This window comes from Thermaerobacter composti (assembly GCF_033582035.1).
Classification (GTDB): domain Bacteria; phylum Bacillota; class Sulfobacillia; order Thermaerobacterales; family Thermaerobacteraceae; genus Thermaerobacter; species Thermaerobacter composti.
Genome location: NZ_CP132508.1, coordinates 416,199 through 439,544, shown reverse-complemented (window position 1 = coordinate 439,544; position 23,346 = coordinate 416,199). Strand labels below are relative to the sequence as shown.

19 protein-coding genes, 1 tRNA gene and 1 pseudogene are annotated in these 23,346 nt (G+C 72.0%); 6 read left to right on the top strand and 15 right to left on the bottom strand.

Annotation, left to right across the window (positions count from 1 at the left end; translation table 11 throughout):
• Positions 1 to 2: 2 nt before the first annotated feature.
• From Q5761_RS01810 to Q5761_RS01775, 8 genes and pseudogenes are all read right to left on the bottom strand, one after another.
• Positions 3 to 362, bottom strand: coding sequence for a PTS lactose/cellobiose transporter subunit IIA (locus tag Q5761_RS01810; protein ID WP_318750961.1), 360 nt, complete (start codon positions 360 to 362; stop codon positions 3 to 5).
• A 251-nt stretch (positions 363 to 613) separates the two neighbouring features.
• Entirely contained in the window at positions 614 to 1,804 is a 1,191-nt protein-coding gene (locus Q5761_RS01805; RefSeq protein WP_318750960.1) for a PTS sugar transporter subunit IIC, read from the bottom strand.
• A complete protein-coding gene (locus Q5761_RS01800; protein WP_243123770.1) occupies positions 1,801 to 2,085 on the bottom strand; it encodes a PTS sugar transporter subunit IIB in 285 nt (94 codons plus the stop codon). Before Q5761_RS01800 ends, Q5761_RS01805 begins: the two co-directional genes overlap by 4 nt.
• Positions 2,086 to 2,129: 44 nt before the next feature.
• Positions 2,130 to 2,432 carry a hypothetical protein gene (locus Q5761_RS01795; protein ID WP_318750959.1) on the bottom strand — a complete coding sequence of 101 codons (303 nt, stop codon included), beginning with the start codon at positions 2,430 to 2,432 and terminating at the stop codon, positions 2,130 to 2,132.
• Positions 2,433 to 2,628: 196 nt separating this feature from the next.
• Positions 2,629 to 2,736 (bottom strand): annotated as a pseudogene (locus Q5761_RS01790) (SPFH domain-containing protein); the annotation flags it as partial.
• A 452-nt stretch (positions 2,737 to 3,188) separates the two neighbouring features.
• Entirely contained in the window at positions 3,189 to 4,889 is a 1,701-nt protein-coding gene (locus tag Q5761_RS01785) for an SEC-C metal-binding domain-containing protein (protein ID WP_318750957.1), read from the bottom strand.
• A gap of 141 nt (positions 4,890 to 5,030) precedes the next feature.
• Positions 5,031 to 5,114, bottom strand: a tRNA-Leu gene (locus tag Q5761_RS01780).
• Between the two features lie 219 nt (positions 5,115 to 5,333).
• Positions 5,334 to 7,097, bottom strand: a complete 1,764-nt coding sequence (locus tag Q5761_RS01775; RefSeq protein ID WP_318751583.1) for an FAD-dependent thymidylate synthase — start codon at positions 7,095 to 7,097, stop codon at positions 5,334 to 5,336.
• 401 nt (positions 7,098 to 7,498) lie between these two features.
• Here Q5761_RS01775 and Q5761_RS01770 point away from each other — a divergent pair, with 401 nt between their 5' ends.
• From Q5761_RS01770 to Q5761_RS01745, 6 genes are all read left to right on the top strand, one after another.
• Entirely contained in the window at positions 7,499 to 8,590 is a 1,092-nt protein-coding gene (locus Q5761_RS01770) for a VOC family protein (protein WP_318750956.1), read from the top strand.
• A 156-nt stretch (positions 8,591 to 8,746) separates the two neighbouring features.
• On the top strand, positions 8,747 to 9,289 hold the full coding sequence (locus Q5761_RS01765) for an 8-oxo-dGTP diphosphatase (protein ID WP_318750955.1): 543 nt from the start codon (positions 8,747 to 8,749) through the stop codon (positions 9,287 to 9,289).
• A 198-nt stretch (positions 9,290 to 9,487) separates the two neighbouring features.
• Positions 9,488 to 9,802 carry a DUF6922 domain-containing protein gene (locus Q5761_RS01760; protein WP_318750954.1) on the top strand — a complete coding sequence of 105 codons (315 nt, stop codon included), beginning with the start codon at positions 9,488 to 9,490 and terminating at the stop codon, positions 9,800 to 9,802.
• Positions 9,803 to 10,451: 649 nt separating this feature from the next.
• Positions 10,452 to 11,498 carry an iron ABC transporter permease gene (locus tag Q5761_RS01755; protein ID WP_318750953.1) on the top strand — a complete coding sequence of 349 codons (1,047 nt, stop codon included), beginning with the start codon at positions 10,452 to 10,454 and terminating at the stop codon, positions 11,496 to 11,498.
• A gap of 50 nt (positions 11,499 to 11,548) precedes the next feature.
• On the top strand, positions 11,549 to 12,748 hold the full coding sequence (locus Q5761_RS01750; protein WP_318750952.1) for an iron ABC transporter permease: 1,200 nt from the start codon (positions 11,549 to 11,551) through the stop codon (positions 12,746 to 12,748).
• 240 nt (positions 12,749 to 12,988) lie between these two features.
• Positions 12,989 to 13,951 carry an ABC transporter ATP-binding protein gene (locus tag Q5761_RS01745; protein WP_318750951.1) on the top strand — a complete coding sequence of 321 codons (963 nt, stop codon included), beginning with the start codon at positions 12,989 to 12,991 and terminating at the stop codon, positions 13,949 to 13,951.
• 332 nt (positions 13,952 to 14,283) lie between these two features.
• Here Q5761_RS01745 and Q5761_RS01740 read toward each other — a convergent pair whose 3' ends face one another.
• From Q5761_RS01740 to pyk, 7 genes are all read right to left on the bottom strand, one after another.
• Positions 14,284 to 15,414: an iron-siderophore ABC transporter substrate-binding protein gene (locus Q5761_RS01740; RefSeq protein WP_318751582.1), complete on the bottom strand. Its 1,131-nt coding sequence runs from the start codon at positions 15,412 to 15,414 to the stop codon at positions 14,284 to 14,286.
• Positions 15,415 to 15,479: 65 nt separating this feature from the next.
• A complete protein-coding gene (locus Q5761_RS01735; protein WP_318750950.1) occupies positions 15,480 to 16,751 on the bottom strand; it encodes an aspartate kinase in 1,272 nt (423 codons plus the stop codon).
• A gap of 375 nt (positions 16,752 to 17,126) precedes the next feature.
• The gene (locus Q5761_RS01730; RefSeq protein ID WP_318751581.1) at positions 17,127 to 17,804 is read right to left on the bottom strand and encodes an alpha/beta hydrolase; all 678 of its coding nucleotides are present in this window, start codon (positions 17,802 to 17,804) and stop codon (positions 17,127 to 17,129) included.
• Positions 17,753 to 19,354: an IS200/IS605 family accessory protein TnpB-related protein gene (locus Q5761_RS01725; RefSeq protein ID WP_318750949.1), complete on the bottom strand. Its 1,602-nt coding sequence runs from the start codon at positions 19,352 to 19,354 to the stop codon at positions 17,753 to 17,755. Before Q5761_RS01725 ends, Q5761_RS01730 begins: the two co-directional genes overlap by 52 nt.
• Positions 19,355 to 19,440: 86 nt before the next feature.
• Positions 19,441 to 19,746 carry a hypothetical protein gene (locus Q5761_RS01720; RefSeq protein ID WP_318750948.1) on the bottom strand — a complete coding sequence of 102 codons (306 nt, stop codon included), beginning with the start codon at positions 19,744 to 19,746 and terminating at the stop codon, positions 19,441 to 19,443.
• Positions 19,747 to 20,035: 289 nt separating this feature from the next.
• Positions 20,036 to 21,139 carry an Mrp/NBP35 family ATP-binding protein gene (locus tag Q5761_RS01715; protein WP_318750947.1) on the bottom strand — a complete coding sequence of 368 codons (1,104 nt, stop codon included), beginning with the start codon at positions 21,137 to 21,139 and terminating at the stop codon, positions 20,036 to 20,038.
• A 210-nt stretch (positions 21,140 to 21,349) separates the two neighbouring features.
• The gene (pyk, locus tag Q5761_RS01710) at positions 21,350 to 23,248 is read right to left on the bottom strand and encodes a pyruvate kinase (protein WP_318750946.1); all 1,899 of its coding nucleotides are present in this window, start codon (positions 23,246 to 23,248) and stop codon (positions 21,350 to 21,352) included.
• Between the last annotated feature and the right edge of the window lie 98 nt (positions 23,249 to 23,346).

Sequence of the window (23,346 nt, the reverse complement as noted above, 5' to 3'; positions counted from 1 at the left end):
CGTCAGTCCTGCGCCGCCTGCTCGCCGTTGCCCTCCTCCAGGGCGGCCAGCCGACGGGCCAGTTCGTCCAGGGTGCGGTAGGCGCGGACCAGGCGCTTGACCAGGTTGAGCTCGGCCAGGGCCGTCATCACGTGATCCTGGGCGTGGATGGCGAGGAAGCTCGGCGGCGCCTGCTCCATCGACTGGATGAGCTCGGTCTGCCACCGGTGTCCCTGCTGCAGCTCCTCCTCGGCTTCGGCGAGGCGGCGCTCCGCCGCCTCGAAGTCGAAGCGCTCGGCGGCATCGAGGGCTTCGTAGGCCTTGGCCCGGGCGTTGCCGCCGTGCAGAACCAGCTGGAAGATCGCCTGCTCGAGCTTCTCCAACCAAAGACCCTCCTCGACTCCGGTCACCCCATGGCTCGCCGCCCCGGAGCATCACGGCGTATCGCCAACCGGGGCCGGAGGCCGGTCCCGTCGCCAACCCCGAAGGCGTGCGGGCCTCCCCACCGCCCCCGGCCCACCTCCCGCCTGCGTTGGGCCACGCCAGCCCGCCTCCACGCCCCGGGGTCCACGGAACGGCCGCGGCGACCCGACCCCGACCTCCTGCGGTCCGCGGGAGAGCCGGCCAGCGCCCGTCACCCACTCTGCTCCTGGGCGAGCAAAGTCCGTTCGTACTGCTTGAAGAAGGGCCAGTAGATCAGCGCCGCGATGACCGCATCGATCACCTGGACGAGGCCCGCCAGCACCGACCCCCCGGTGGCGATGAAGCCGCCGAGGAAGATGGGCACGGTGAAGGGCGGCTGGACGATGATGGGCGGCAGGACGCTCGATGCGAAGAGGAGATGGTTGATCGTGACGATCACCGCCGGCGCGAGGATGAACGGGATCATCATGATCGGGTTGAGCACGATGGGAAGCCCGAAGATCACCGGCTCGTTGATGTTGAAGATCGCCGGGATCAGCGCCGTCTTCCCGACCTGGCGCAGCTGGTGGGACCGCGACAGCAGCATGAAGATCACCAGGCCCCACGTGGCGCCGGATCCGCCCAGGTGCGCGAACATGTGGAAGAACGGCTCCGTGACGATGCCGTGGGCGGGCTGTCCGGCGCTGACCGCCTCCGCGTTCTGGGCCAGCTGGGTCATCCAGAACGGGTAGGCGACCGACGAGACCACGTTCATCCCGTGGATCCCCAGGCTCCAGAGCAGCATCATCAAGACGATCATGCCCAGGGCCGCGGGATACGAGTTGGAGACCGCCACCAGCGGGCTGAATACCTTGAGCACCGCCGCGGGCAGCGTCATCCCCGTGCGCGCCCACACCACCCACTCCAGGAGCCACACCGCGGGGAGCACGATCATGAAGGGGAGCAGCGCCCGGAAGGTGCGCAGGACGTAGGGCGGCACGCCGGGCGGCAGCTCGATGGCCAGTCCGCTCCGGACGAACAGGCGCATCAGCTCGGTGGCGGCGATGGCGATGAGGATGGCGACGAGCAGTCCCTGGCCGCCCAGGTTGTCCAGCACGTCGCCGAAGCGCACCGCGGAGAGATCCTCGACCGGGAAGGCGGTCATCAGGAAGGCGAGCATGGAGAGGATGCCCGCCAGCACCGAGTCCACCTCGCGCCGCTCGCCCAGGCTGTAGCCGACGCCGAAGGCCACCACCAGCGACACGAGCCCGAAGGTGAGGTGGAAGGGGAAGAGGATCTCCGCCTGATAGGGCTCCACGGCCCGCGCCCAGGCCTGGATCGGCCCCCACTGCACCGACGCGGGCGGGTTCGCCACGATGAGGAAGATCGAGCCCGTCAAGATGACGGGCAGGGCGAAGATCACGAAGGCGTCAAGGCCCGTGGGTCGACCACGTCGACCGGGATGCCGTGCTCGGCGGCGACGCGCTCCACCTCCCCCTTGAGGTGGCGCACCTGGGGCTCCAGGAGGGCGACGTCGAACTGGCCGGCCTTCTTCTTGAACTCGCCGGTGCCGCCGGCGTCGGCCACGAGCTCGATCCCCCGCCGCCGGGCGGCTTCCTGCACCTTGCGCGCCAGCTGGCTGGAGGTCGCTCCCCAGCTGCAGAGGATGACGAGCCGGATGGGTCGAGACGTGGAATCGGACACGGACGCAACCTCCTTCCGCTGCCGCCGCTGGGGCCGGGGTTATTTTAATCCTCCGCCGAACGTCCGTCCAAAGGCTCGGACCGCGGCCCCGGCGGTGCGCCGCTTCGCGGTCCGTCGTCGGCGTGCCCCGCGGGCGGCTCCGGCCGCTCCTCCCCAGCGGCCCGCGGGCGGGCGCGGGTTCCGGGCAACCGGCCCGCCCGCCGCAGGGCGTCGCGCAGGACGTACTCGATCTGCGCGTTCACGCTGCGCCACTCGTCGTCGGCCCAGCGCCGCAGCGCCTCGTAGATCGCCGGGTCGAGCCGAAGGAGGAAGCGCTTCTTCGCTTGCTGCCGCCGTCTCTCGGGCACGGCTGCTCCCTTCCCGTGGGAGGGACGGGGCGGGATGCCGGCCATGCGACCCATCGGGCCGCGCGCCCGGGCGTCCCGCCCCGACCGGATCCCGTTGCTCCCCGCCGCTGCCGGTTCGTCCGCCGTACGCGGCGACGGCACCCGACGGGGATGCGAACGCCCCATTCGACGGTCCCATTCGCCGGTTCAGTCCGTATCAGTAGATGGTGCTGGTGTTGATCACCGGCTGCGCGGCCCGCTCGCCGACGATGGCGACCATCAGGTTGTTGATCATGGCGGCGCGGCGCTCGTGATCCAGGTCCACCAGGCCGCTGCGCTGCAGCTCGGCCAGGGCCATCTCCAGAGGTACACACCCCCAGCCGACAAGAACAACACCACCAGCAGGCCGAGGACCCCCGGCCGGGCACGGACCCGCGTCTCCTGCATCGGCACTGACCTCCCCGGAGCGCGAGCACGCGTCTTGGGATATCTTGTTGATATCAATTTGCTCTCTAATGGCACGCCTCCTCCTGACCCCTTGCCCCTCGGCGCCCAGGCGCCACGTTCCTTCCGGGGGATTGGCCCGCGCCCTGGCGGCGGTCGAAGGCAGGGACTCGGATGGGGAGTGAAACAGGACACCAGGCGCGAGGCGACCACGGGGGCGGCTGGCGACTCCCCGGTTCTCGGCAGCGCGACGCTGACGACACAGGACGTCGGGCTTCCCTGCGAAGGGTACGAGCGGGACCATCGTCGATTGCGATACCGTCGTGCGGGTTCCTACGGACTGGTGGTGCCACCAGGCCCGCCCTGCCGGCCATCGCCCCGCCGCAGGCAGCAGTGCTTGTACTTGCGCCCGCTGCCGCAGGGGCAGGGGTCGTTGCGGCCCACCTTCTTCCGACGTGCCGGCTCGGGTCTGATCCACTGGCGGAAGACGCCGACCAGCCACGCCAGGGCGTCCTCCGTGGCCTGCCACGCTCCCAAGGCCATGTTCCAGTAGATCAACGCCTCTTCGCGCCCACCCGGGGTGAACGATTCAGGCTCGTCGAGGTCGGCCAGGTCCTCTGCCAGCAACGGGACGACGTGGGGGTTGGCGGCAAAGGCTTCCCCGGCCGCCCGGCGCGCTGCCCACGTGTCGCCGCCCCGCTGATAAGTGCACAGGGCGCGGGCGTACAGCCAGAAGGCGCTGTCCTCGTCGTATTCACGGAGCAACGCCTCGGCCTCGTCGCTGCGCTTCGTCTCCAGCAACCAGTGCACCAGGAGGTAACGGACACCCTGGTTGTCGTTGGGGTTGAGGCGCAGGAGCTCGCGGCCGTGGGCGATCGCCTCGTCCGTGCGCCCGGCCTGGTAAAGGGCCTGGGCCAGGGCGAAGCGGGCCCGCATGTAGGGGCGGGTGGTGACCAGACCCCAGAAATGCCCGGAATCTTCCTCGAACACGCGGGCACCCAGGGCCCGTTCCCCTGCGCGCACCCCCTCTGTGTAACAGCGAATGGCCTCTTCCAGGGAGTCGGCCTCATGGCCCAGGATCACCCAGGCATCCGCGCAGTCGGCGGAAAGGGACAGCGCCTCGCGGGCCAGGCGCACCCGCTCGGCAGGGTCGTCGGCCTCCCAGGCCGTGTAGGCCAGCTCCTGCGCCAGCTCCAGCGCGGATTCGGCGGGAAGCTCCGGGAGTCCACCCTGCTCCAGGTACCCTTGCACAAAGGCATTGAGCTCTTCCGCACTGGCGAACTCCCGGCCCTGCAGCAGCCGATCCAGCTTGCGCAGCTCCCGCTCCATGGCCATCCATAGCCCGCGCGGCGGACCTTCCTCCTGATCGTTCCGGCCAGGGGGGTGCCCGGAATCGTCCCCCACCTGGTCGCCGCGCCGCCGGCGGGCCTCCTCCGCGGCGGATCCTGCGATCGAGCCGAGCTGGTGGTCCATCTGGGCGAGCAACGCGGCGAGGATCAGCGCGTTGCGACCCCGGGCGACGGCGCGCAATGCCTCGAATTCGGAACGCAAGCGCCGTAATTCGTCCGCGGTGACCTCGACGACCACCCCCGCGGTGGTCTGCCGCGCCCGGTCCAAGATCCGTAGCGCCTCTGGGGACAGCTCCGGCTGGCGGCGGAATTCCCGCACCTGGAAGGGCGAGGCGAAGATCAGCACGCCGACCTGCGGGGCATCGGGAGGCAGGCGGTCCTGGCGACGGTCGAAGGGGGTCCCCTGCCAGCCGCGGATCACGCCGCCGTCGCCGCAGACGGGACATCGCCAGCGCACCTCTTCCCGATCCTCCGGCCCGGTGCACCGTACCCAGAGGTGCCCGCGGCATGGGTGGCGATCGGGACGCCGCCGGCACCGGAGGGGGGTCAGCACCTCCTCCCCGGGCCGCTGGGCCGAGGCCGCGGCCACGATGGCCCCGTAATACCGCGCCAGCGCGCCCGGGCGCCCGGGAGCGGGCTGCCCGCGTTCGTCCAGCAGGTGGCGAAGGTGGGTCACCTGGTCCATCGTGCGCCGCCCCCTCCCCATGCGGTGGCGTGCGGGCGGCTCAACCTGCCCGTTCCCGCGTTCCCTCCGACCCGCAACAAGGATCCGGCCCCGCCGGGACGTCTCCCCGACGGGGCCACGCGCAGCCGCAGTGCTGGTCGGTGCCGGGGGCGGGAGTCGAACCCGCACGGGCTCGCGCCCAGCGGATTTTGAGTCCGCCTCGTCTACCAGTTCCGACACCCCGGCGCTTGGCACGCGCGGGCGCGTCCCCACCCGCGCGTGCACGAGCATCGTAACACAGGCGCGGCGACCGCCACAACGGGCCGCCTTCGGACCGGCCGCATCCGGCGACGGCCGGGCGATCGCCCCGCGCGGCCTGTCCTATTACGCACTTCCGGTCCGGCGGGAGCCGCCGGTGATGCTCCCAAGGACCCGCATGGGCCCCGCTCCACGCAGGACCCTTGCCTAGGGCCGCCCCTCGCCGCCGCCATCCAGGACCGCCATCAAGCGGGGCGCGCACCGCACCAGATTCGGGTGGACCATCATCACGCGGCGCGCCAGCTGGTGGACCGTCTGGCGGATGTCCCACTGGGCCTCCGGCTTTCCGCGCAGGGTGATCAGGTGGTACAGCTGCCACAGGTCGAACTCGGCCTGCACCCGGCGCCGGTGGGCATTGGTCACCACGTAGTGGGCCGCCAGGGGCAGGCCCGCACGCTCCAGCCGGAGGAACAGCCGCTCCGCGGCGTCCACCGCCCGCATCAGCACCGGCGCGAGCCCCGCCTCCTGCACCCGCGGCGGCACGGTGACGCCGTGCTCGATGCCCGGCGCCTGGGGCGCGAAGTGCATCCGCCGCGAGTGGCGCAGGAGCTGATGCCAGTTGGCCTCGGACACGGTGAGCTCCACCCGGTAGCGGACGAACTTCAGCGCGTCCGGCGGCGGGTCGTGGGGACCCAAGGCCTCGACGGCGCGCGCGAACAGGGCGATCTTCTCCGCCGGGGTCATGCGCGCCAGGACGTCGTCCGTCTCCGGCCACCCGCCGGAGCCGAACTCCGTGAGCCAAGCGCTCAGGACCACGTCCAGGGCGGCTTGTTCGTCGGGGGTGGTGGTGCCAGGGGCGTCACCGGTCGCTGCGCGCGGCCCCGTCGCATCCCCGCCGGACGTGGCGTCGCGGGAGGCGCGGGCGTCCCGGCCCGTCCAGTCCAGCAGCACCACCGGATCGCTGGCCACCGCCCGCACCTCGCGGTATCGGCCCAGGGCCGCGGTGACCCCTCGAGCCACGCCCTCCTCCGCGGCACGGATGCGGGGATTGGGTTCGGCATACCGAACCAGGGTGGGCAACACCTTGGTGACCTCGCTCCGGATCGCCTCGGCCAGGCGGGTCGTCTCCGCGTACGGATCCGACAGCAACCGGACGATGGCATCGCGCAAGGCGCGCCCGTTGCCCACCATGCCCAGGTTCGTCTGGACAGCCAGGGTCAACGCGTACCGCGCGTCCTCGAAGGCCAGCCTCTCCAGGCGGGTGCGCCGTGCCCGGGGCGTCTCGCCGGCGCGGGCCGGTTCGACCCGGTCCAGGTGCTCCACCAGCCCGTGCAAGATCTGCTGGTAGGCGTCGTAGGTGACGTCCTGGACGCGGTGGAAGTCCTCCAAGAGCGCCGGGTCGCCGGCCGCCTCCAGCTCCGGCGGCACGACGTAGGCGCCGCGCGGCGGCATCTGGTAGCGCTGGCTGTATTCGATGAACGACAGCCATGGGTTGGCCGTCTCGAGCCGCGCGCTGGCCAGGCGCGAGATCCCCTCGATGCCCACCGCCGCCTTGGCCAGTTCGGCCACCGACGCGTGGCCGTAGCCGACCACCCACTTCTCGTGGAACTTGCGCGCCTTTTCCGCCGCGATGGCCACGGACCCCGCGATGTCAGCCGCCGCAGCCGACGGAGCCAGCGCAGAACCCCGGTCTTCATCGTCCGCCGCCGCGGCCACCTGCTCCGCGCTGGCGGCCGACACCGGCTGGGGCTGGGCTGGCAGACCCGCCAGCAGGTCCAGCTCGGGATCCTCCATCAGACGCAGGAGGTTCTCCCGGAAGCTGCGCGGGCTGCGGCTGACGTAGGCGAAGATCACCGCCACGACCTCTTCGGGCAGGTTGTAGATCGCATACACGTTGCCGTCGAGGTTGCTGACGTAGCGGGCCAGGAGCGCCCGCTGGCGGGGGGTGTAGCGCGAGGAAGCCGTGGACATGGACAAGGCGAGCACCGCCTCCGCACGCCCGACGGCTTGGCCGCTTGGCCGTCGGCCCCTCGACCATCCCTGGTGTCCGGAGGCACCAGGACCGGTGGGTCCGGCGGCCCTTCGTCGGGCATTCGATGCACTGCAGGGAGCTATTCGACGCCCATTCGACTTCCGTTCGACAGAACCTGCTCGCCTTTGCGCGGGGCCTCGCCGACCGGTCTCCCCAGGCCCCTCCCTCGCGCCCGGTCGCGAGGGGTTCACACGTCTTCAAGGCCCCCCGTGGCGGGTAGCCAAAGAAGCTACGGGGCTGGGGTCATCCTGGGTCGCCACGGCCGGGGAGTCGAAACCGGGCGGCGTTGTGGCCAAAGGGCAGAGGCTGCGCGACAATGGGACCAGGAGGTGGGCCGGCGATGAACCCCGCGCCCAAGTCCCGTACCGCCCTCCCGGCGGGGATCCGCCTCGGGCCCGTGTACCTGCGGGTCCGCCAGCTGGACCGCATGCTGGAGTTCTACAGCGGACTCCTGGATCTTTTCCCGTCGCGTGCACCGGTAGGGACAGGTGGTTCGTCCCCAGGCACGGCGGGCGCCCCATCCGCAGCAGCCGCCGGACCTACCCGCGCTGCCGGCGATGCCGGCGCAGCGGTCTGGCTGGCCGCCGCCCCTGGCGACCCTCCCCTGCTCTGCCTCGAAGAGGCGTCCGATGCGCCACCGCGCCCGCCGCGCACCACGGGTCTGTACCACGTGGCGCTGCGCTACCCCCGACGGGCGGACCTGGCCCGCGCCTTCCTGCGCCTGCGAGAGGCGCGATGGCCCTTCCAGGGTTTTGCCGATCACGGCGTGAGCGAGGCAATCTACCTGGCCGACCCGGAGGGCAATGGCCTCGAGCTCTACGCCGACCGACCCCGGGAGCGGTGGCCGCGGCGCACCGGCGGGGTGGCCATGTACACCGCCCCCCTGGACCTGGACGGCCTGGTCGCCGCCGGCAGGGCGGCCCCGAGCTCCGTTGCGACGCAGCCGCCCCCAGGGGGAACCCGATCCTCCGGCGACCCGGCGGGCGGGGGTGCCGCCCCCGGGAGCGGGGGCAGAGCCCCGGTGGGCGGGAGCGCTGACCCGGCAGCCGGCGGAGAGGCCCCGGCGGCGGAGGCGGTGGGGCCCGTGGTCGGGCACATCCACCTGCAGGTCTCCCGGCTCGAGACCGCCGAGGCCTTCTACTGCGGCGTGCTCGGCTTCGAGGTCACCCAGCGGGACTTCCCCGGTGCCCTGTTCGTGGCGGCGGGCGGATACCACCACCACCTCGGCTTCAACGTCTGGGCTGGGGAAGACGTGCCACCCCCGCCCCGCGGAGCCGCCGGCCTGGCAGGGCTCACCATCCGGTTACCTGGGGACGCGGACCTCCAGGCCGTCTTGGATCGGGCCCGGGCTGCGGGCGCCAGCACCGATCCCTCGCCCCGCGGGTGGGTCATGCACGACCCCGACGGAAACCCGGTCTTCCTCACCGTCTGACGGCGCCCCCTGCAGGCGCGGGCGCGCCGCGCCCCCGGACGGGTCCGGCGCCGTTCGTCCCGAGTCGCGCGATTTCCCGGGCAATGGACGCCGGCCGCCCCGGATCGTGCCGTCGCGGCAACAGGATTCGACCACGCCCGGCCGAACACTTCTACCATGACGACACCGACCCCGCGCCACGTCTTCGAGGTCTTCACCCTGGGCTTCCTGGTCCGGGAGGGCCAGGTCCTGCTGCTGGAACGGCGCAAGCCGCCCAACGCGGGGCGCTGGAACGCGCCGGGCGGGAAGCTCGAAGCCGGCGAGGACCCCATCCAGGGGGTCGTCCGCGAGTTCGCGGAAGAGACGGGGCTGGTCCTCCAGGACCCGGTCCTGCGGGCGATCCTGTGCTTCCACGAGTTGGACGGCCGGTGGCGGCCGCAGATGATCTACACCTTCTTAGCCCATGCCGCCACCGGCGAGCTGCTGGCATCCGAGGAGGGCCGGCTCGCGTGGTGGCCGGTGGAGCAGGTGCTCCGCGACCCCCGGGTGGTCGGCAACATCCCCCTCTTCTTGCCGCGCATGCTGGAACCGGAGCCGCCTTTCGTCTTCATCGCCGCCTACCGCGACGAGCGGCTGGAGGGATATCGCATCGCGCCGCTGCTGTCGGCGCCGGTTCCGATCTCCCCGACCGCCGGTCGTCCGGGACCGCAGGCGGGTTGAGCCGGCGTGCAACACTGGCGCGAAAGGGATGGAGGTCGTCTGCCGCCCCGGCCCCGTTCCCGCGCGGCGTCGTGCCCGTCATCCCTGGCCGCGCCGCTTGCGACCGTTCCACCTCCTGCCGCTCGCCGATCCCCGATTTGCGGGCCGCGGATCAGACGGTTTACGCTGGCGCCGGAAGGCAAGTTGGGGGGTTGGACGGTGACCGAACTGCCCCCGCGGGTGGCGCGGCTCTTCCACAATTACGACGTCCGCACCATCGACGCCCAGCGGGACCGGCAACTGGTCATCCTCACCGTGCTGGTGTACGGCGAGTGGGAGGACATCCAGTGGCTCTTCCGCACCTACGGGTGGGATGCGGTGCGGGACGTCGTGGCCCGCGACCTCCAGACCGTCCGCAGCCTGCCCCCGTCGGTGCTGAACCTCTGGAGCATCGTCTTCTGGGGCAAGCCCCTGCGCCCTCCTGAGCCGCGGGAAAGGTGGGCGCCGACGCGGGGCCCCGAACCACCGAGCTGACAGGCACTAGGTGGCTGGCCCATCGATGCACCGGGAGCTCCTAAGCGACGACATGCACACCGTGCTGCTCCGCCTCCGCGAGGCGGGGCTTCGTCGATGACCTCGCGGCCCAGGATCACTGAGGACGGTCCATCAGACCCTGCTCGGGCAAGCCCGCGCTCGGGCAATTCCACGAATTCCCCCGCGGTCGGTCTTGCAAGCGGCTTGCAACATCTGACCGCATCAACCCACTCGCCGGCCGGATCGAGTCCGTGGAACGCCCGTGGGGGGACGCGGCGACCCCCTCGGCCCGCCGCGTCCGCCGGGTCTGCTACCTTCGTTTCCGCCTGCCCGAGGGGAAGCCTTGCCGCTGCCGCCCCCTCCGGGGGGCGCGGCGAGGTGCAGCCTCGGTCCGCCGATCCCGCGCCGCCTCCTCCAATCCAGTCTGGACCGGGCGGTTGACGGGAAGGGGCCCGACCCCGCAAGATCGAATCGAGTGCGAAATGGAGAAGGATTCTCAAAAGCATTTGCCACGCAGCGGACCCCCGAGGCCGCGTACCCGCAGCGGGCCGCCTGTCCAACGGGGAGCGGTGAAGGGCCCGAAGCCAGGGGGCCGTGGGGACACGGGCCCCGGCGGCGGAAGCGGTCGATGGACAAGGGGGCGTCGACGTTGGCTTCCTTCCTGCGCGTGCGGCCGGTGACAGCGGCGCCCGGGCGGCCGCCGATCCTGCCCCTGGCGCGACCGGCAGTCGGGTTCACGGCGGGCGTCGGACTCGTCGCCGCGCTGGCCGCGGCCAGCATGGCCTACGGCGCCATGGCGATCCCGCTGAGCGAGGTTGTCGGCGCGTATACCCGGTTCAACGGCAGCGACGCCCACCTGGTGGTCACCACCGTCCGCATGCCCCGCACCCTGCTGGCCGTGACGGTGGGTGCCAGCCTGGGGATCGCCGGGTTGCTGCTGCACATGCTGACCCGCAACCCGCTGGCCGACGTGGAGGTGGCGGGCATCAACGCGGGCGCCGCCACGGCCGTCGTGCTGGTCGCCGTCCTGGGTGGCGCGTCCTCCCTCGCCCTGCTCACCGCCACCTCGCTCGCCGGGGCAGCGGCGGGCGGTCTCCTGGTCTACGTGCTCGGCGCCCTGGGTCGCGACGGCCCGACGCCCCTCAAGCTCACCCTGGCCGGGGCGGCGATCTGGGCCCTCGGCGAGTCGCTGACCAGCGGTCTGCTCACCGCCCACGAGCGGGCCCTGGACGAGGTGCTCTTCTGGCTCAAGGGCTCGGTGGCGGGACGGGAGCTCGACCTCGTCGGACCGCTCCTCCCCTGGATGGCGGCGGGGTGGCTGGCGGCGGTGGCGGTCGCTCCCGCCCTGCACGTCCTCACCCTGGGCGACGACGTCGCCCGGGGCCTCGGCGTCCCGGCGGGCCGGGTGCGGCTCGCCGCCGGTGCCACGGTGGTGCTGCTCGCCGGGACGGCGGTGGCCGCAGCCGGCCCCATCGGCTTCGTCGGCCTGGTCGCTGCCCACGCGGCCCGGGCGCTGCTGGGACTGCGCCCGCGCTGGCTGGTGGCCTACAGCGCCTGGATCGGCGCCGCCGTCCTGCTGGTCGCCGACCTGGCGGGGCGGTTCCTGGCCATGCCGGAGGAACTCCCGGTCGGGGTGACCACCGCCCTCTTGGGTGCGCCGCTGTTCATCCTGCTGGGATGGAGGGCGTTGCGATGAGGCCCAGCGGCGAGCTCGCCGGACCGACGCCAGGAAGGCGGCCGTCGTCGGTGGAACCGAGGTCCCGACGACCGCAATCCGCCCAGCCCCAGCCTCGGCCGCGGCCCCTGCCGGGCCACCTCACCGTCCGCCTGCGCCGGCTGCCGATGTCCTTCCACCCCAGCCGCCGATCCGTGATCGCGACGGCGGCGCTCCTGGTTGCCACCCTGGTGGGGCTCGTCGGCAGCCTGTGCCTGGGGTCGCTGGCCATCCCGCCCGACCGGGTGGTGGCCACGTTGATCGACGCCGTCCGTGCGGGCCTGGCCCCGGGAACCTCGCCGGTGCCCCCGGCGACTGGAGCGCCGGCCGTTGCCGGGCCGCAGGGCGGGACGTCCGGGGCTCTCGTCACCACACCGACCCCGAGCCCCGACGCCTTCGTCGTGCTCGACCTCCGTCTGCCGCGGGCCCTGGTGGCCGTCCTGGCGGGCGCGGCCCTGGGCCTGGCCGGCGCCCTCACCCAGGCCGTGTATCGCAACCCCCTGGCGGCACCCGACATCCTGGGCGTGACCGGTGGCGCCTCGGCGGCGGCCGTCGCCTTCCTGACGTACGGCCAGGGGCTCAGCGTCCGGTGGCTGCCCGCTGCCGCCTTCGCCGGAGCGATGGTCACGACCCTGGCCATGTACGCCTTGGCGCGCCGCGCCGGTGTCTCGCTGCGCCTGATCCTGGTCGGGATCGGCGTCCGCGCCGCCACCGCCGCCCTGACCACCCTGCTGGTCGTCAAGAGCCCCATCTACCTGACGAACCGGGCGATGCTGTGGCTCACCGGCACCGTCTACGGCGCCACCTGGACCGACGTCCTCTTGCTGGCCCCGTGGTGCGTCGCCATCGGCGGGCTGGCGGCCGTCGTGGCGCGGCGGGTCGACGCCCTGCAACTGGGGGACGACGTGGCCGGCGGCCTGGGCACCACGCCCGCCCGCGACCGCCTCGTCGCCCTGGGTGCCGCCGCGGCGCTGACGGGGGCGGCGGTGGCTGTGGCCGGGGCCATCGGCTTCGTGGCGCTCCTGGCGCCCCACATCGCCCGTCATCTGGCGGGGCCTGCGTTCAGCCAGGCCGCGCTGGCCGCGGCCCTCGCCGGGGCGTCGATGCTGCTGGCCGCCGACACCTTGGGACGGGTGGCCTTCGCGCCCCTGGACGTGCCGGCCGGGGTGTTCACGGCTGCGGTGGGAGCCCCCTTCTTCTTGGCGTTGCTCTACCGCGCCCACCGGCGGTAGCCGACATCCTCCGGCGGCACGCGGCGGGGCCCCGACCCCGGCCGGGCGGCACCCGACCGCGGCGCGGCATCCGGCGGCAGGGTCGCCCCGACCCCCGAGCCCCGGATGGCGGCGCGCCTCGGGATCGGATCACCGTCCGCGGCACGCCGCGGCGCGGGAACGGGATGCGGAACGCCGTGGACGGGTTCGACCCACCCGGTGCCACGGATCGCCCAGAGCGACGGATGGGAGGCGCCGACGATGCCGGTCCTGGAGAGCCGCAATCTGACGGTTGGTTACGGGCGCGAGCCGGTGATCGCCGACCTGGACCTTCAGATCCCGCCCGGGCGGATCACCGCCCTCATCGGCCGCAACGGCTGCGGCAAGTCCACCCTGCTCCGGGCCCTGGCCCGGCTCCTGCGGCCGCAAGCCGGGGCGGTACTCCTGGACGGCCGGGCCATCGCCACCCTCCCCACCCGCGAGGTGGCGCGGCGGCTGGCCATCCTGCCCCAGAGCCCGCTGGCGCCGGAGGGCTTGACGGTGCTGCAGCTGGTCAAACAGGGCCGCTACCCGCACCAGTCGTGGCTGCAGCAGTGGACCCCGGACGACGAGCGCCACGTCCGCCAGGCCCTAGTATGGACCGGCCTGGAAGACCTGGCCGACCACCCCGTGGACGCCCTCTCGGGCGGCCAGCGTCAGCGGGCGTGGATCGCCATGGCGCTGGCCCAGGACACGCCGCTGCTCCTGCTGGACGAGCCCACCACCTACCTGGACCTGGCCCACCAGATCGAGATCCTGGACCTCCTGGCGCGGCTCAACGCCCATGAGGGGCGCACCGTCGTGATGGTCCTCCACGATCTCAACCAGGCGGCCCGCTACGCCCATCACCTGGTGGTGGTCCACCGGGGGCGGGTCCATGCCCAGGGCCAACCGGCCGAGGTGCTCAGCGAGGCGCTGCTCCGCGAGGTGTTCGGCATCGACTGCCGCATCGTCCCCGACCCCGTCTACGGCACGCCCCTCTGCGTGCCGTACAGCCGGTGGGCACCCAGGACCCCTCGCGCCGGGGTGGCCCAGGGAGACGGGGGACCGGCGGAGCCGGATGCGACGGACGAACCGGCCCTGGTGGGGCTGCACCCCCAACTCCCGTCCCGACGCGACGCCGGCAGGCCGACGTCCCCGGCGGCCTCTGGCCCAGCGCACGGCACCGGGGCGCATCGCAGGTAGGGCCGCTCTACGGGAACGCTCGCGAATAGCAGCCGGGCCCAATAGGGCGAGGGCGCCCTGACCCAGGGCGCCCTCGCCCTCCCACCGGTCACCCACCTCCGGAACGCCGAGTCAGCCGACGACGCGGCTGACCGCGACACGACGGGGCGCGCCGGCCGACGCGGCGGCTTCGGCCGGCGCGCCCCCGGGCCACCCAGGATCTGTTCCGTGTCCCGCCGCGTCCGCCGCACCAGCCGCCGATGCAGCCCACCGCACGGCGCGGTCCGCTCGTTCCCGACCGCCCCCGTGCCCTCCACCCGCACCCGCCACCGGTGCGGCCGGTGCGGCCTACCTCACCGGGCGGGCGGCTCGGTGCCCAGCACGTACCGGTAGAGGTCGTCCAGCATCAGGTTCGCCGCGAGGATGCCGCCGGCGGTGTTCCAGATCACGTCATCGACCTTGTAGACTTGGCCGCGCTTCACCACGGACAGGTTCTTCCACAGGGGATCCCGGGTCCACTCCTGCTCCAGGCTGGTGGCCTGGCCGTCACCGGTCTCGTAGCTGTAGTAGAACAGGATGTCGCCGTCCATCTCGGGGATCCGCTCCTTGCCCACCTCGGCCGCGAAGTCGGCCTTGTCCTGGGCGGGCGGGCGCTTGAAGCCGATCTCCTCCAGGATGCTGCCGGCGAAGGTGTCCTTGTAGAGGATGCGGACGCGGCCCGGCATGAAGCGAACCAGGGAGACCTCCATGTCCAACTTGTCTCCGGCCTTCTGGCGGAAGTCCTCGATCCGGCCCCGCCACTCCTCCAGCAGGCGCTCGCCCTCGGCCTGGCGGTTGACCGCCTCCGCCCAGAGCATGAAGTTCTCCTGCCACTTGCCCCGGATGGTCTCGGAGAAGACGGTCGGCGCGATCTGGGAGAGCTGTCCGTAGATCTTCTCGTGGCGCATCTTGGTGCCGAGGATCAGATCGGGCTGCAGGGCGGCGATGGCCTCCAGGTTCGGCTGGTCCTCCTTGCCGACGGGGGTCACGCCCTCCATCAGGGGGGCGATGTGGTCGTACCAGGGGTCGCCCAGCCACGAGTTGGCCGCGCCGACGGGCTTGACGCCCAGTGCCAGCAGGGCCTCGGTGGCCTCGTTGGTCAGGACCACGACCCGCTCGGGGGTCCGGGGGATCCGGGTCTCGCCCATGGCGTGGCGAACGACGTAGCCCTCGCCCTCCCCGGCGCCGCTGGCGGTGCCGCTCCCGGTGGCACTGCCGCTACCCGTTCCACCACCGGATACCGTTCCGCCGTGGGTCGACGACCCAGCCCCGCCGGACGCCGCCGGTCCGCCGCCGCCGCATGCGGACAACGCCAGCGCGGCGACCAGCGACACGGCCACCAGGACCGCGACGCGGCGTCCGAACGGCCAACTCCTGCGGGTCGCCCGGGTGCCCCGTCCCGTCCGGGTGGCCCCCACGAGCCCACCGAGCCATGCGCGTTGCATGGGCACCGTGCTCCCTCCTTGCTATTGAGAAGGGTTCTCACACGATGCCCATGGTAGCTGAACCATTATTGAGTGTCAATTTCAAACTTTGCCCGGGGAGCCGGTTCGTCCGCAGCGGCCTCGCCCGCCCCGAGCCCGAAGGCGGCGTGCACCGCCCGCACCGCGTCATCCACCCGCTCCCGGGCCACCAGGCAGGAGATGCTGATCTCCGAGGTGCTGATCATCTCGATGTTGATGCCCGCCGCCGCCAGGGCGCCGAACATGGTGGCCGCCACGCCGGGCTGGGTCGCCATGCCGGCGCCGACGGCGCTGACCTTGGCGATGCCGTCGTCCACCACCAGGCGCTCCGCCGGCAGCTCCCGCACCACCGGCTCCAGGATGCGCTGGGCCACGGCCAGGTGCCCGTCGGCGATGGTGAAGGCGATGTCCTGGTGACCGTTCCGGGCGACCGACTGGCTGATCATGTCCACGTTGATCCCGGCCTCGGCCAGGGCGCTGAACACGCGGTGGGCGATGCCCGGCACGTTGGGCACCGAGACCAGCGCCAGCCGCGCCACGTGGCGGTCGGAGGCGACGCCGCTGACCGGGCGATCGGGCTCGATGGCACCCGCCGGCACGACCCGCGTCCCCGGGTGGTCGGAGAAGGTGGAGCGAGCGTGGATCACGATGCCGTGGTGCTGGGCGCAGGTCACCGCCCGGTGGTGGAGCACCTGGGCACCCAGCCGCGCCAGCTCCATCATCTCGTCGTAGGAGATCACGGGGAGGAGCTGGGCGTCGGGCACCACCCGGGGGTCGGCGGTGAAGACGCCCTCCACGTCGCTGAAGATCTCGCAGCGGTCCGCCCCGAGGGCCGCGGCCAGGGCGACGGCCGTGGTGTCGGAGCCGCCGCGGCCCAGGGTGGTGACGTATCCCTCGGCGCTGAGCCCCTGGAACCCCGCCACCACCGGGACGAACCCGGCCCCGAGCGCCTCGCGCAGCCGCTCGGGCGCGATGGCCCGCACCCGGGCGCTGCCGTGGGGCCCCTCGGTCTGGATGCCCGCCTGCCACCCGGTGAAGGAGCGGGCCGGCACGCCCAGGGCATCCAGGGCCATGGCCAGCAGCGCGGCGCTGGTCTGCTCGCCGGTGGCCATCAGGGCGTCCAGTTCCCGCGCGGGAGGTTCAGGGTGGAGCTGCCGGGCCAGATCGATGAGGTCGTCGGTGGTGTCCCCCATGGCCGAGACGACGACCACCAGGTCGTGCCCTTCCTTGCGGGCCTCCGCCACCCGCCGGGCCACGTGGCGGATCCGGTCAGGCCCTGCGACGGAGCTGCCGCCGAACTTCCACACCCACAGCGCCAAGGCTCATTCCTCCGTCTCGCGCCGGGCAGCGCGCCACCCGCCCCGCCTCGGAGGGACCGGGGGGACCTCAGGGACCGGGACACCAGGCCCCGCCCTACCGGCCCTTCCGCTTGCAGGACGAAGCGCGCTGCCTGGCAGACTCCTTGTCGGGTATTGTTCCGTCCGGCGGGCAGGCTGTCAAAGGGTGTGGGGAGCGGCCCACGGGGAGGGGCCGCCGGCGGGAGGATGCGATTCTGACGGATCGACTTGGGTAGGACCACCTGACCCTGGGGTCCGATTCGTGACATGGGCATGGCGGCATCATCCCGCCTGGCGTCGCGCCCCTCGTGCCGCATCGCTGCACCGTTCGTCCGTGGCACTGCGGCCGGAGGATTCTTATCGGAGGTGATCATCAAAGAAGGCGACGACCCGTTGCCGATAGGCATCCGGCGCCGTGGCGTAGGCCTTGACGTGCCCCGCCCCCTCCACCTCCCACAGTTCCACCGGAACCCCCGACCGCTCGGCCACGATCTGCAGGTGGCGGCTGTGGTGGGGACCGATCACCGTGTCCGCGGTGCCGTGGATGAGCAAAAGGGGTGTGGGCGCCATCCGCGTTACCGCCTCCACGGGCCGCACGCGTTCGGGGTGGACGTCGACCAGCGGCGGCAGCAGGGTGCGGATCAGCCAGTTGAAGGGGAAATCGGGCAGCCCCGTCCAGTGGGACAGGTTCTCCTCCAGGTAGGTCTGCAGGTCGGCGAAGGGCGCGTCGGCCACCACGGCCTGCACCGGTTCGGCCCCGCCGGCGGTGAGGATCGCCGTCACCGCCCCCATGGACCAGCCCAGCAGGCCCACGGCCTGGTCCGGCCCGTGGGTACGGCGCACCCACTCCACGGCCGCCGCCAGGTCCTGCACCTCGTCTTGGCCTACCGTGGTGCGGTCGCCGCCCGACTCCCCGCTGTTGCGGAAGTCGAACATCAGCACGTTGAACCGTTCCTCAAAACATAGGCGTTTATTGCATCCGCCTATGACGCCGGGCGAACGGTGCTCCCGACGATTCGCGCCGGGGGATCGCACCCCGGACCCCAAGCCAGACCATCGCACCCGGGGCCGTGCGGCCTTGAGGCCGCCGGTGCCCGGGTGGATCGGGGTTCCCCCCGACCTGGGGCGTCCTCGGAGGACCGCTGATAGAGCCGGTGCGCCCGCTTGCCGCGCACCGACGGGGCGATGCGCCGCCAATCGCTCCAGACGTGCCGCCCTCGATTCCTCGCGGGTAGAGGGCGGGCGGTTCCAGAGCGCAAGCGCTCGCCCAAACCAAGGCCCCGGCGGGCAATCGCCACCGCCGCTGCGGCGTGGGGCGACAGCCCGTACCGGGCCATAAACTTGACCTTGCCAATCACGCTGGTGAAGGCCGGGTTGACGCGGATCACTTCCACGCCTTCCCGGGCGGCCCGGGAGAGCAGCAGGGCCATAAACGCGGCGTAGGCAAAGGCGGACAGCATCCGCGCGTAGCGGTTGCCTTCTTCCCGAAGGCGGGCCTTCTTCTCCCGAAAATCCAGCCGCTCGACGACGATGGGCTTGCCGGCGCCCTTTGCCCATGCCACAAGGTCCGCCACCACATCGCCCAGGATGGCCTTCACCTGCTCGCGGCGCTTGCCTTGAAGCTCAAACCGGATGTCGCGAGCCGCCACCGGGTTGCCGAAGCGGTCCACCTCCGCCACGGCCAGCCGGTCGGGGTTCAGATCCGCGCCAAGGGCGCCAGCCATCCGCGATGTCGTGATCGGGGCCGCGGGCCGTTCGGTGGTGGCGAACACATACCACACACCGCGCTTACGGACAAAGCGGTAGGAAATCGCTTGCCCGGTTGCGATGGCACGCGAAATCACATCATCCCCGTAGGGGAAGCGGACACCGTGAATCCAAATGCAGCGACCAAAACGAGCGGCCAAGGCGTTTGGCACGCGAAGGCGGAATGACCCGGCGATGAGCGAGCAATTCAAATTCCCGATCATTTCGCCTTTTGATCCGATGCAGAAGAAGCTTTGGCTACGGGCATCGCGCCATGCCTTGCGCCATTCGTCGTGAGAAGCAAACCCATTCTCTTCAAGGTGGAACTGCCGGTGAAACAAACGCCGAGAACCAAAGCAAACCGCCGGCGGCAATCCCGTTCGGGCTTCCGCCGTTTCAAGGCGGGCGCGAAGCATCGCCAGTCGCCGTTGCTTCTGGTGCAGCTGAAATCGGACCCGACGGCGACGCTCCGCCCGCTCTTCGGGCGGCAGGGCGGCCCAGTGGCCCTTGCCCGATGCCAAGGCTTTCTCCTGCTTTTGGAGCTTGGCAATCGCTCGTTCGGTGGATTGAATCTGCCCGCGCAGATGCACCAGATGGTGCCGATGGGCTTCCTCCGCCGCCTTCACCTTGGCCTTGAGTTCGATGGCCAGAGCATTGAAGTGGCGAGCTGTGATTCCGTAGTGGGCAATGTATTCCCGCTTGCACTCAACAAGGGGACGATTGTGAACATAGACATCGACAAATAACCGGCGCAGCAGGCGACCGTACAGTGCGGCGATGGCGTCCAGCGCCGGGTAAACCGACCGGTCTTGAATCTTCGTCTGAAAGGTCGCCTGCATGGCCCGCGTGTCCTCCCTCTCTCATAATACCAAACGCCTGTTCCATACACGAAAGAGGAACAGGAGGCGGAGGTGAAATGTTTCGCCTACGTCTGATAAGATTTGACGATAGTTTGGTCAGCAGTTACGAACCCGGCCCGGACCAGGGCCGCCGCCACATCCAGGGCGGGCACGTCGTCCTGCAGCCGGTTCTTCCCGTAGCCGTGGGCGAAGATCACCGTCCGGGGCGCCACGCCGCCCGCCGCGGGGAGGAACCAGCCCTCGAGGCGGACGCCGTCGCGGCTCGTGAAGGTCACGTCCTCAAAGGCCAGGCCGCGGCTGGAAGGGTCCGTCGTCACCGGCTCCCGCTCGGGGTGGATCAGACCCAGCCCCACCTGCCAGGAGATGGCCACGCAAGCCGCTGTGGGTGCACCCGTTCGCCCCGGAAGTTGCTTCCACCTTCCGCCTCGCGGCCCGCCCCGGGGCCCCCGCCCCGGGGCCAGGAAACGGCAACCGGCCAGGGGCCGCCGAGAACCTCTCGGCGACGCCTGGCCGGTTCTTCTCGCGGCCGGTTCTTCCCGCGACCGGTGCTGTGTGAGGCCACGGCCCCCCTCTGGTGGCCGATCCAGCATCGAAGCCGTGGCCTCCTCGCCGCAAGCTCGTCCCCTGCGAGGCCGCGGCCCCCCTCGCCGCCGGGCCGGTTCAGCGCGAGGCCGCGACCAGCCGCTCGGCCGGCAGGGTGATCTCCGCGATGCGGCCCGCCAGTTCCAGGAAGGCCTTGGCCACCTGGCTCTCGGGCGCGTGGATCGCCACCGGCTTGCCCGCGTCGGCCGCCTCGCGCAGCTCCTCCTGAATGGGCAGCTGGCCCAGCAGGCGCGTGCCCAGCTTCTCCGCCAGCTGCTGGCCGCCGCCCCGGCCGAAGATCTCGTGGCGCTCGCCGCAGCGCGAGCACACCAGATACGACATGTTCTCGATCACGCCCAGCACCTCGTGCTGCACCTTGCGGGCCATGATGCCCGCGCGCTGGGCCACCGTCACCGACGCCGGCTGCGGCGTGGTCACCACCACGACCTGCGCCCGCGGCAGCTTCTGCATGATGCTCAGCGGCACGTCGCCCGTGCCGGGCGGCAGGTCGATGAGGAAGAAGTCCAGGTCATCCCAGAGCACGTCGGCCAGGAACTGTTCGACGGCGCCCATCAGCATGGGCCCGCGCCAGATCAGGGGCGTGTCGGCGTCGACGAAGAAGCCCATGGACATGACCTGCATGCCGTGGGCGGGGATCGGCACGATGGCCTTGTTGAAGGCCACGGGCTTGCGCCCCTCGATGCCCAGCATGCCGGGGATGCTGAAGCCGTAGATGTCGGCATCCAGCACGCCGACCTTGTAGCCCAGGACCCGCAGGGCCGCGGCCAGGTTGGCCGTCACCGTGGACTTGCCCACGCCGCCCTTGCCGCTGGCGATGGCCAGGATCACGGTCGGGGAGTCGTCCGCCATGATGCGCGACTTGGGCTGGCGCGGCTGCCGGAACTTCTCGATCAGCTGCTGGCGCTCCTCGTCGGTCATGGCCCCCAGGTGGACCACCGCCTCGGTCACCCCCGGGATGGCCAGCAGCTTCGACTCCACGTCCTTCTTGATCTCGTACCGCAACGGGCAGCCCCGCACCGTCAGCGCGACCTCCACCTCGACGCGACCGCCGTCGATCTGGAGGTCGCGGACCATGTTCAGCTCCACCAGGTTGCGGTTGAGCTCGGGGTCCTTGACCTGCGCCAGCGCGTTGAGGACCTGCTCCCGCGTCACCTCGGACACGGTGGCGTCCCCCCTTTCCACGCCTCCATTGTACCAGCCGTGGGGCGGCGGCCATGCCCCGGGCATCCGGACGAACGCAGCCTGCCCTCGGGGTCGGGCTCACCGCGTCGCCCGCGCCGCCCCGCCTCGGGGTCCGCGCCGTGGCCACCCGGCAGAGCCGGTTCGTCCGGAGGAGCGCGCTGAGGGCTTGGCCGCGGAGCCGGCTCGCCCTCACCCGACCCGCGCCCAGCCGCGGTACACCAGGCCGCGCCGAGCGTCGACGGTGACCGTCTCGCCGTCCTGGAGGGTCTCCAAAGCCCCCGCCGCGCCGACGATGGTCGGGATGCCGCGGTGCAACCCGACGATGGCCGCGTGGGAGGTCAGGCCGCCCTCTTCGGTGATCAGGGCGCCGGCCTTCTCGATCAGCGGCATGAAGTCGCGATCGGTGGCGGCGGCGACCAGGACCTCCCCGCCGTGGAAGGGTCCCGCCGCCTCGGGGTCGCGCACGATGCGCACGGGGCCGGTGTGGCTCCCCTGGCCGACGCCGGTGCCCCGCAAGACCGCCTGGCCCACGGTGTGCACCTGCAGCATGTTGGTGGTGCCGGGCTGGCCCACAGGGACGCCGGCGGTGATCACCACCAGGTCCCCGGGCCGGACGAACCCGCCCCTCACCGCGCCCCGCAGCGCGTGCTCGATCAGCCCGTCCACGTCGTCCTGGGGCTCGATGACCAGCGCCCGCACACCCCAGACCAGGCTGAGCTTGCGCGCCACCCGGGGGCTCGGGGTGAGCGCCACGATGGGCTGGCGCGGGCGGTAGCGGGAGATCATGCGCGAGGTGTAGCCCGACTGGGTGGCGGTGAGGATCGCGGCGGCGCCCAGGTTCTCCGCGGCCGTGCAGGAGGCGTAGCTGACGGCGTCGGTGACCGTGCGGTGCTCCTCCTGGGCGAGGCGCGCCAGGCGCTGGGCGTAGTCCAGGGCGGCCTCGGTGCGCCGCGCGATGCGGGCCATGATCTCCACGGCCTCCACCGGATACCGGCCCGCCGCCGTCTCCGCCGACAGCATCACCGCGTCGGTGCCGTCCAGGATCGCGTTGGCGACGTCGGTGCTCTCGGCCCGGGTGGGACGCGGGTGGTGGACCATGGACTCCAGCATCTGGGTCGCCGTGATCACCGGCTTGCCGGCGCGGTTGGCCGCCTGGATGATCTGCTTCTGCAGCACGGGGATCTCCTCGACGGGCAGCTCGACCCCCAGATCCCCGCGGGCCACCATCAGCCCGTCGGCGCTGGCCAGGATCTCGTCGAGGCGCTCGACGCCCAGCCGGTTCTCGATCTTGGCGATGACCCACTGGTCGCCGCCCGCCTCCTCGATCACCCGGCGCAGCGCGTGGACGTCGGCCGCCGACCGGACGAAGGAGGCGGCGATGAAGTCGATGCCCAGCTCGATGCCCAGGCGCACGTCGTCCCGGTCCGCCTCGTTGAGGTAGGGCAGGTCCAGGCTCTCCGCCGGCAGGGTCGCCTTCTTCCCCTGGAGCAGCCGGCCGCCGGCGTCCACGCGACAGTACACGTAGACGCCGTCGCCCCCCTCGACCGTCAGCACCAGGTTGCCGTCGTCCAGCAGGATGCGGTCGCCCGGCCCCACGCTGGTGGCCACGCGGCTGTAGGAAAGGGGGATCACGGGCACCTCGGGCAACGCCTCGCGGGAACCGGCACCCGACGGCGCGGCAGCCCCCGCGGCCCCCTGGTCTGCGCCGGTTCCTCCGGACGAACCGGCCGCCCTCGCGGCCGGTGTCGAGCCCGGCGCGCCCTCCCCGCCGTTGGCCTCGCCCTGCCCGGCGGCGACCAGGGCCACCCGCTGGCCGGTGGCCAGCTCCAAGGCCCCGCCGGGCAGTGGGCCGACCCGTACCTCGGGGCCGCGGGTGTCGAAGAGGATGCCCACGTCGTCGCGGCCGAGCTCGCGCGCCACCGCCCGCAGCGTCTCGACCCGCCGTCGGTGGTCGGCCGCGGTGCCGTGGGAGAGGTTGATGCGGGCCACGTCCATGCCGGCCTGCAGGAGGCGGCGGAGCACCGCGGGGTCGTCGGTGGACGGACCCAGGGTGCACACGATCTTGGTCCGGCGGAACTCCACGGCCATCACCTCGCGCTAGCAGTGGGTGGGCGGTCGGGCCGTGCGGGCGCGGGGGCCTCCCAAGTCCCGCGCGAGGGCACCGGTCGCGACCTCGGAGACGCCCG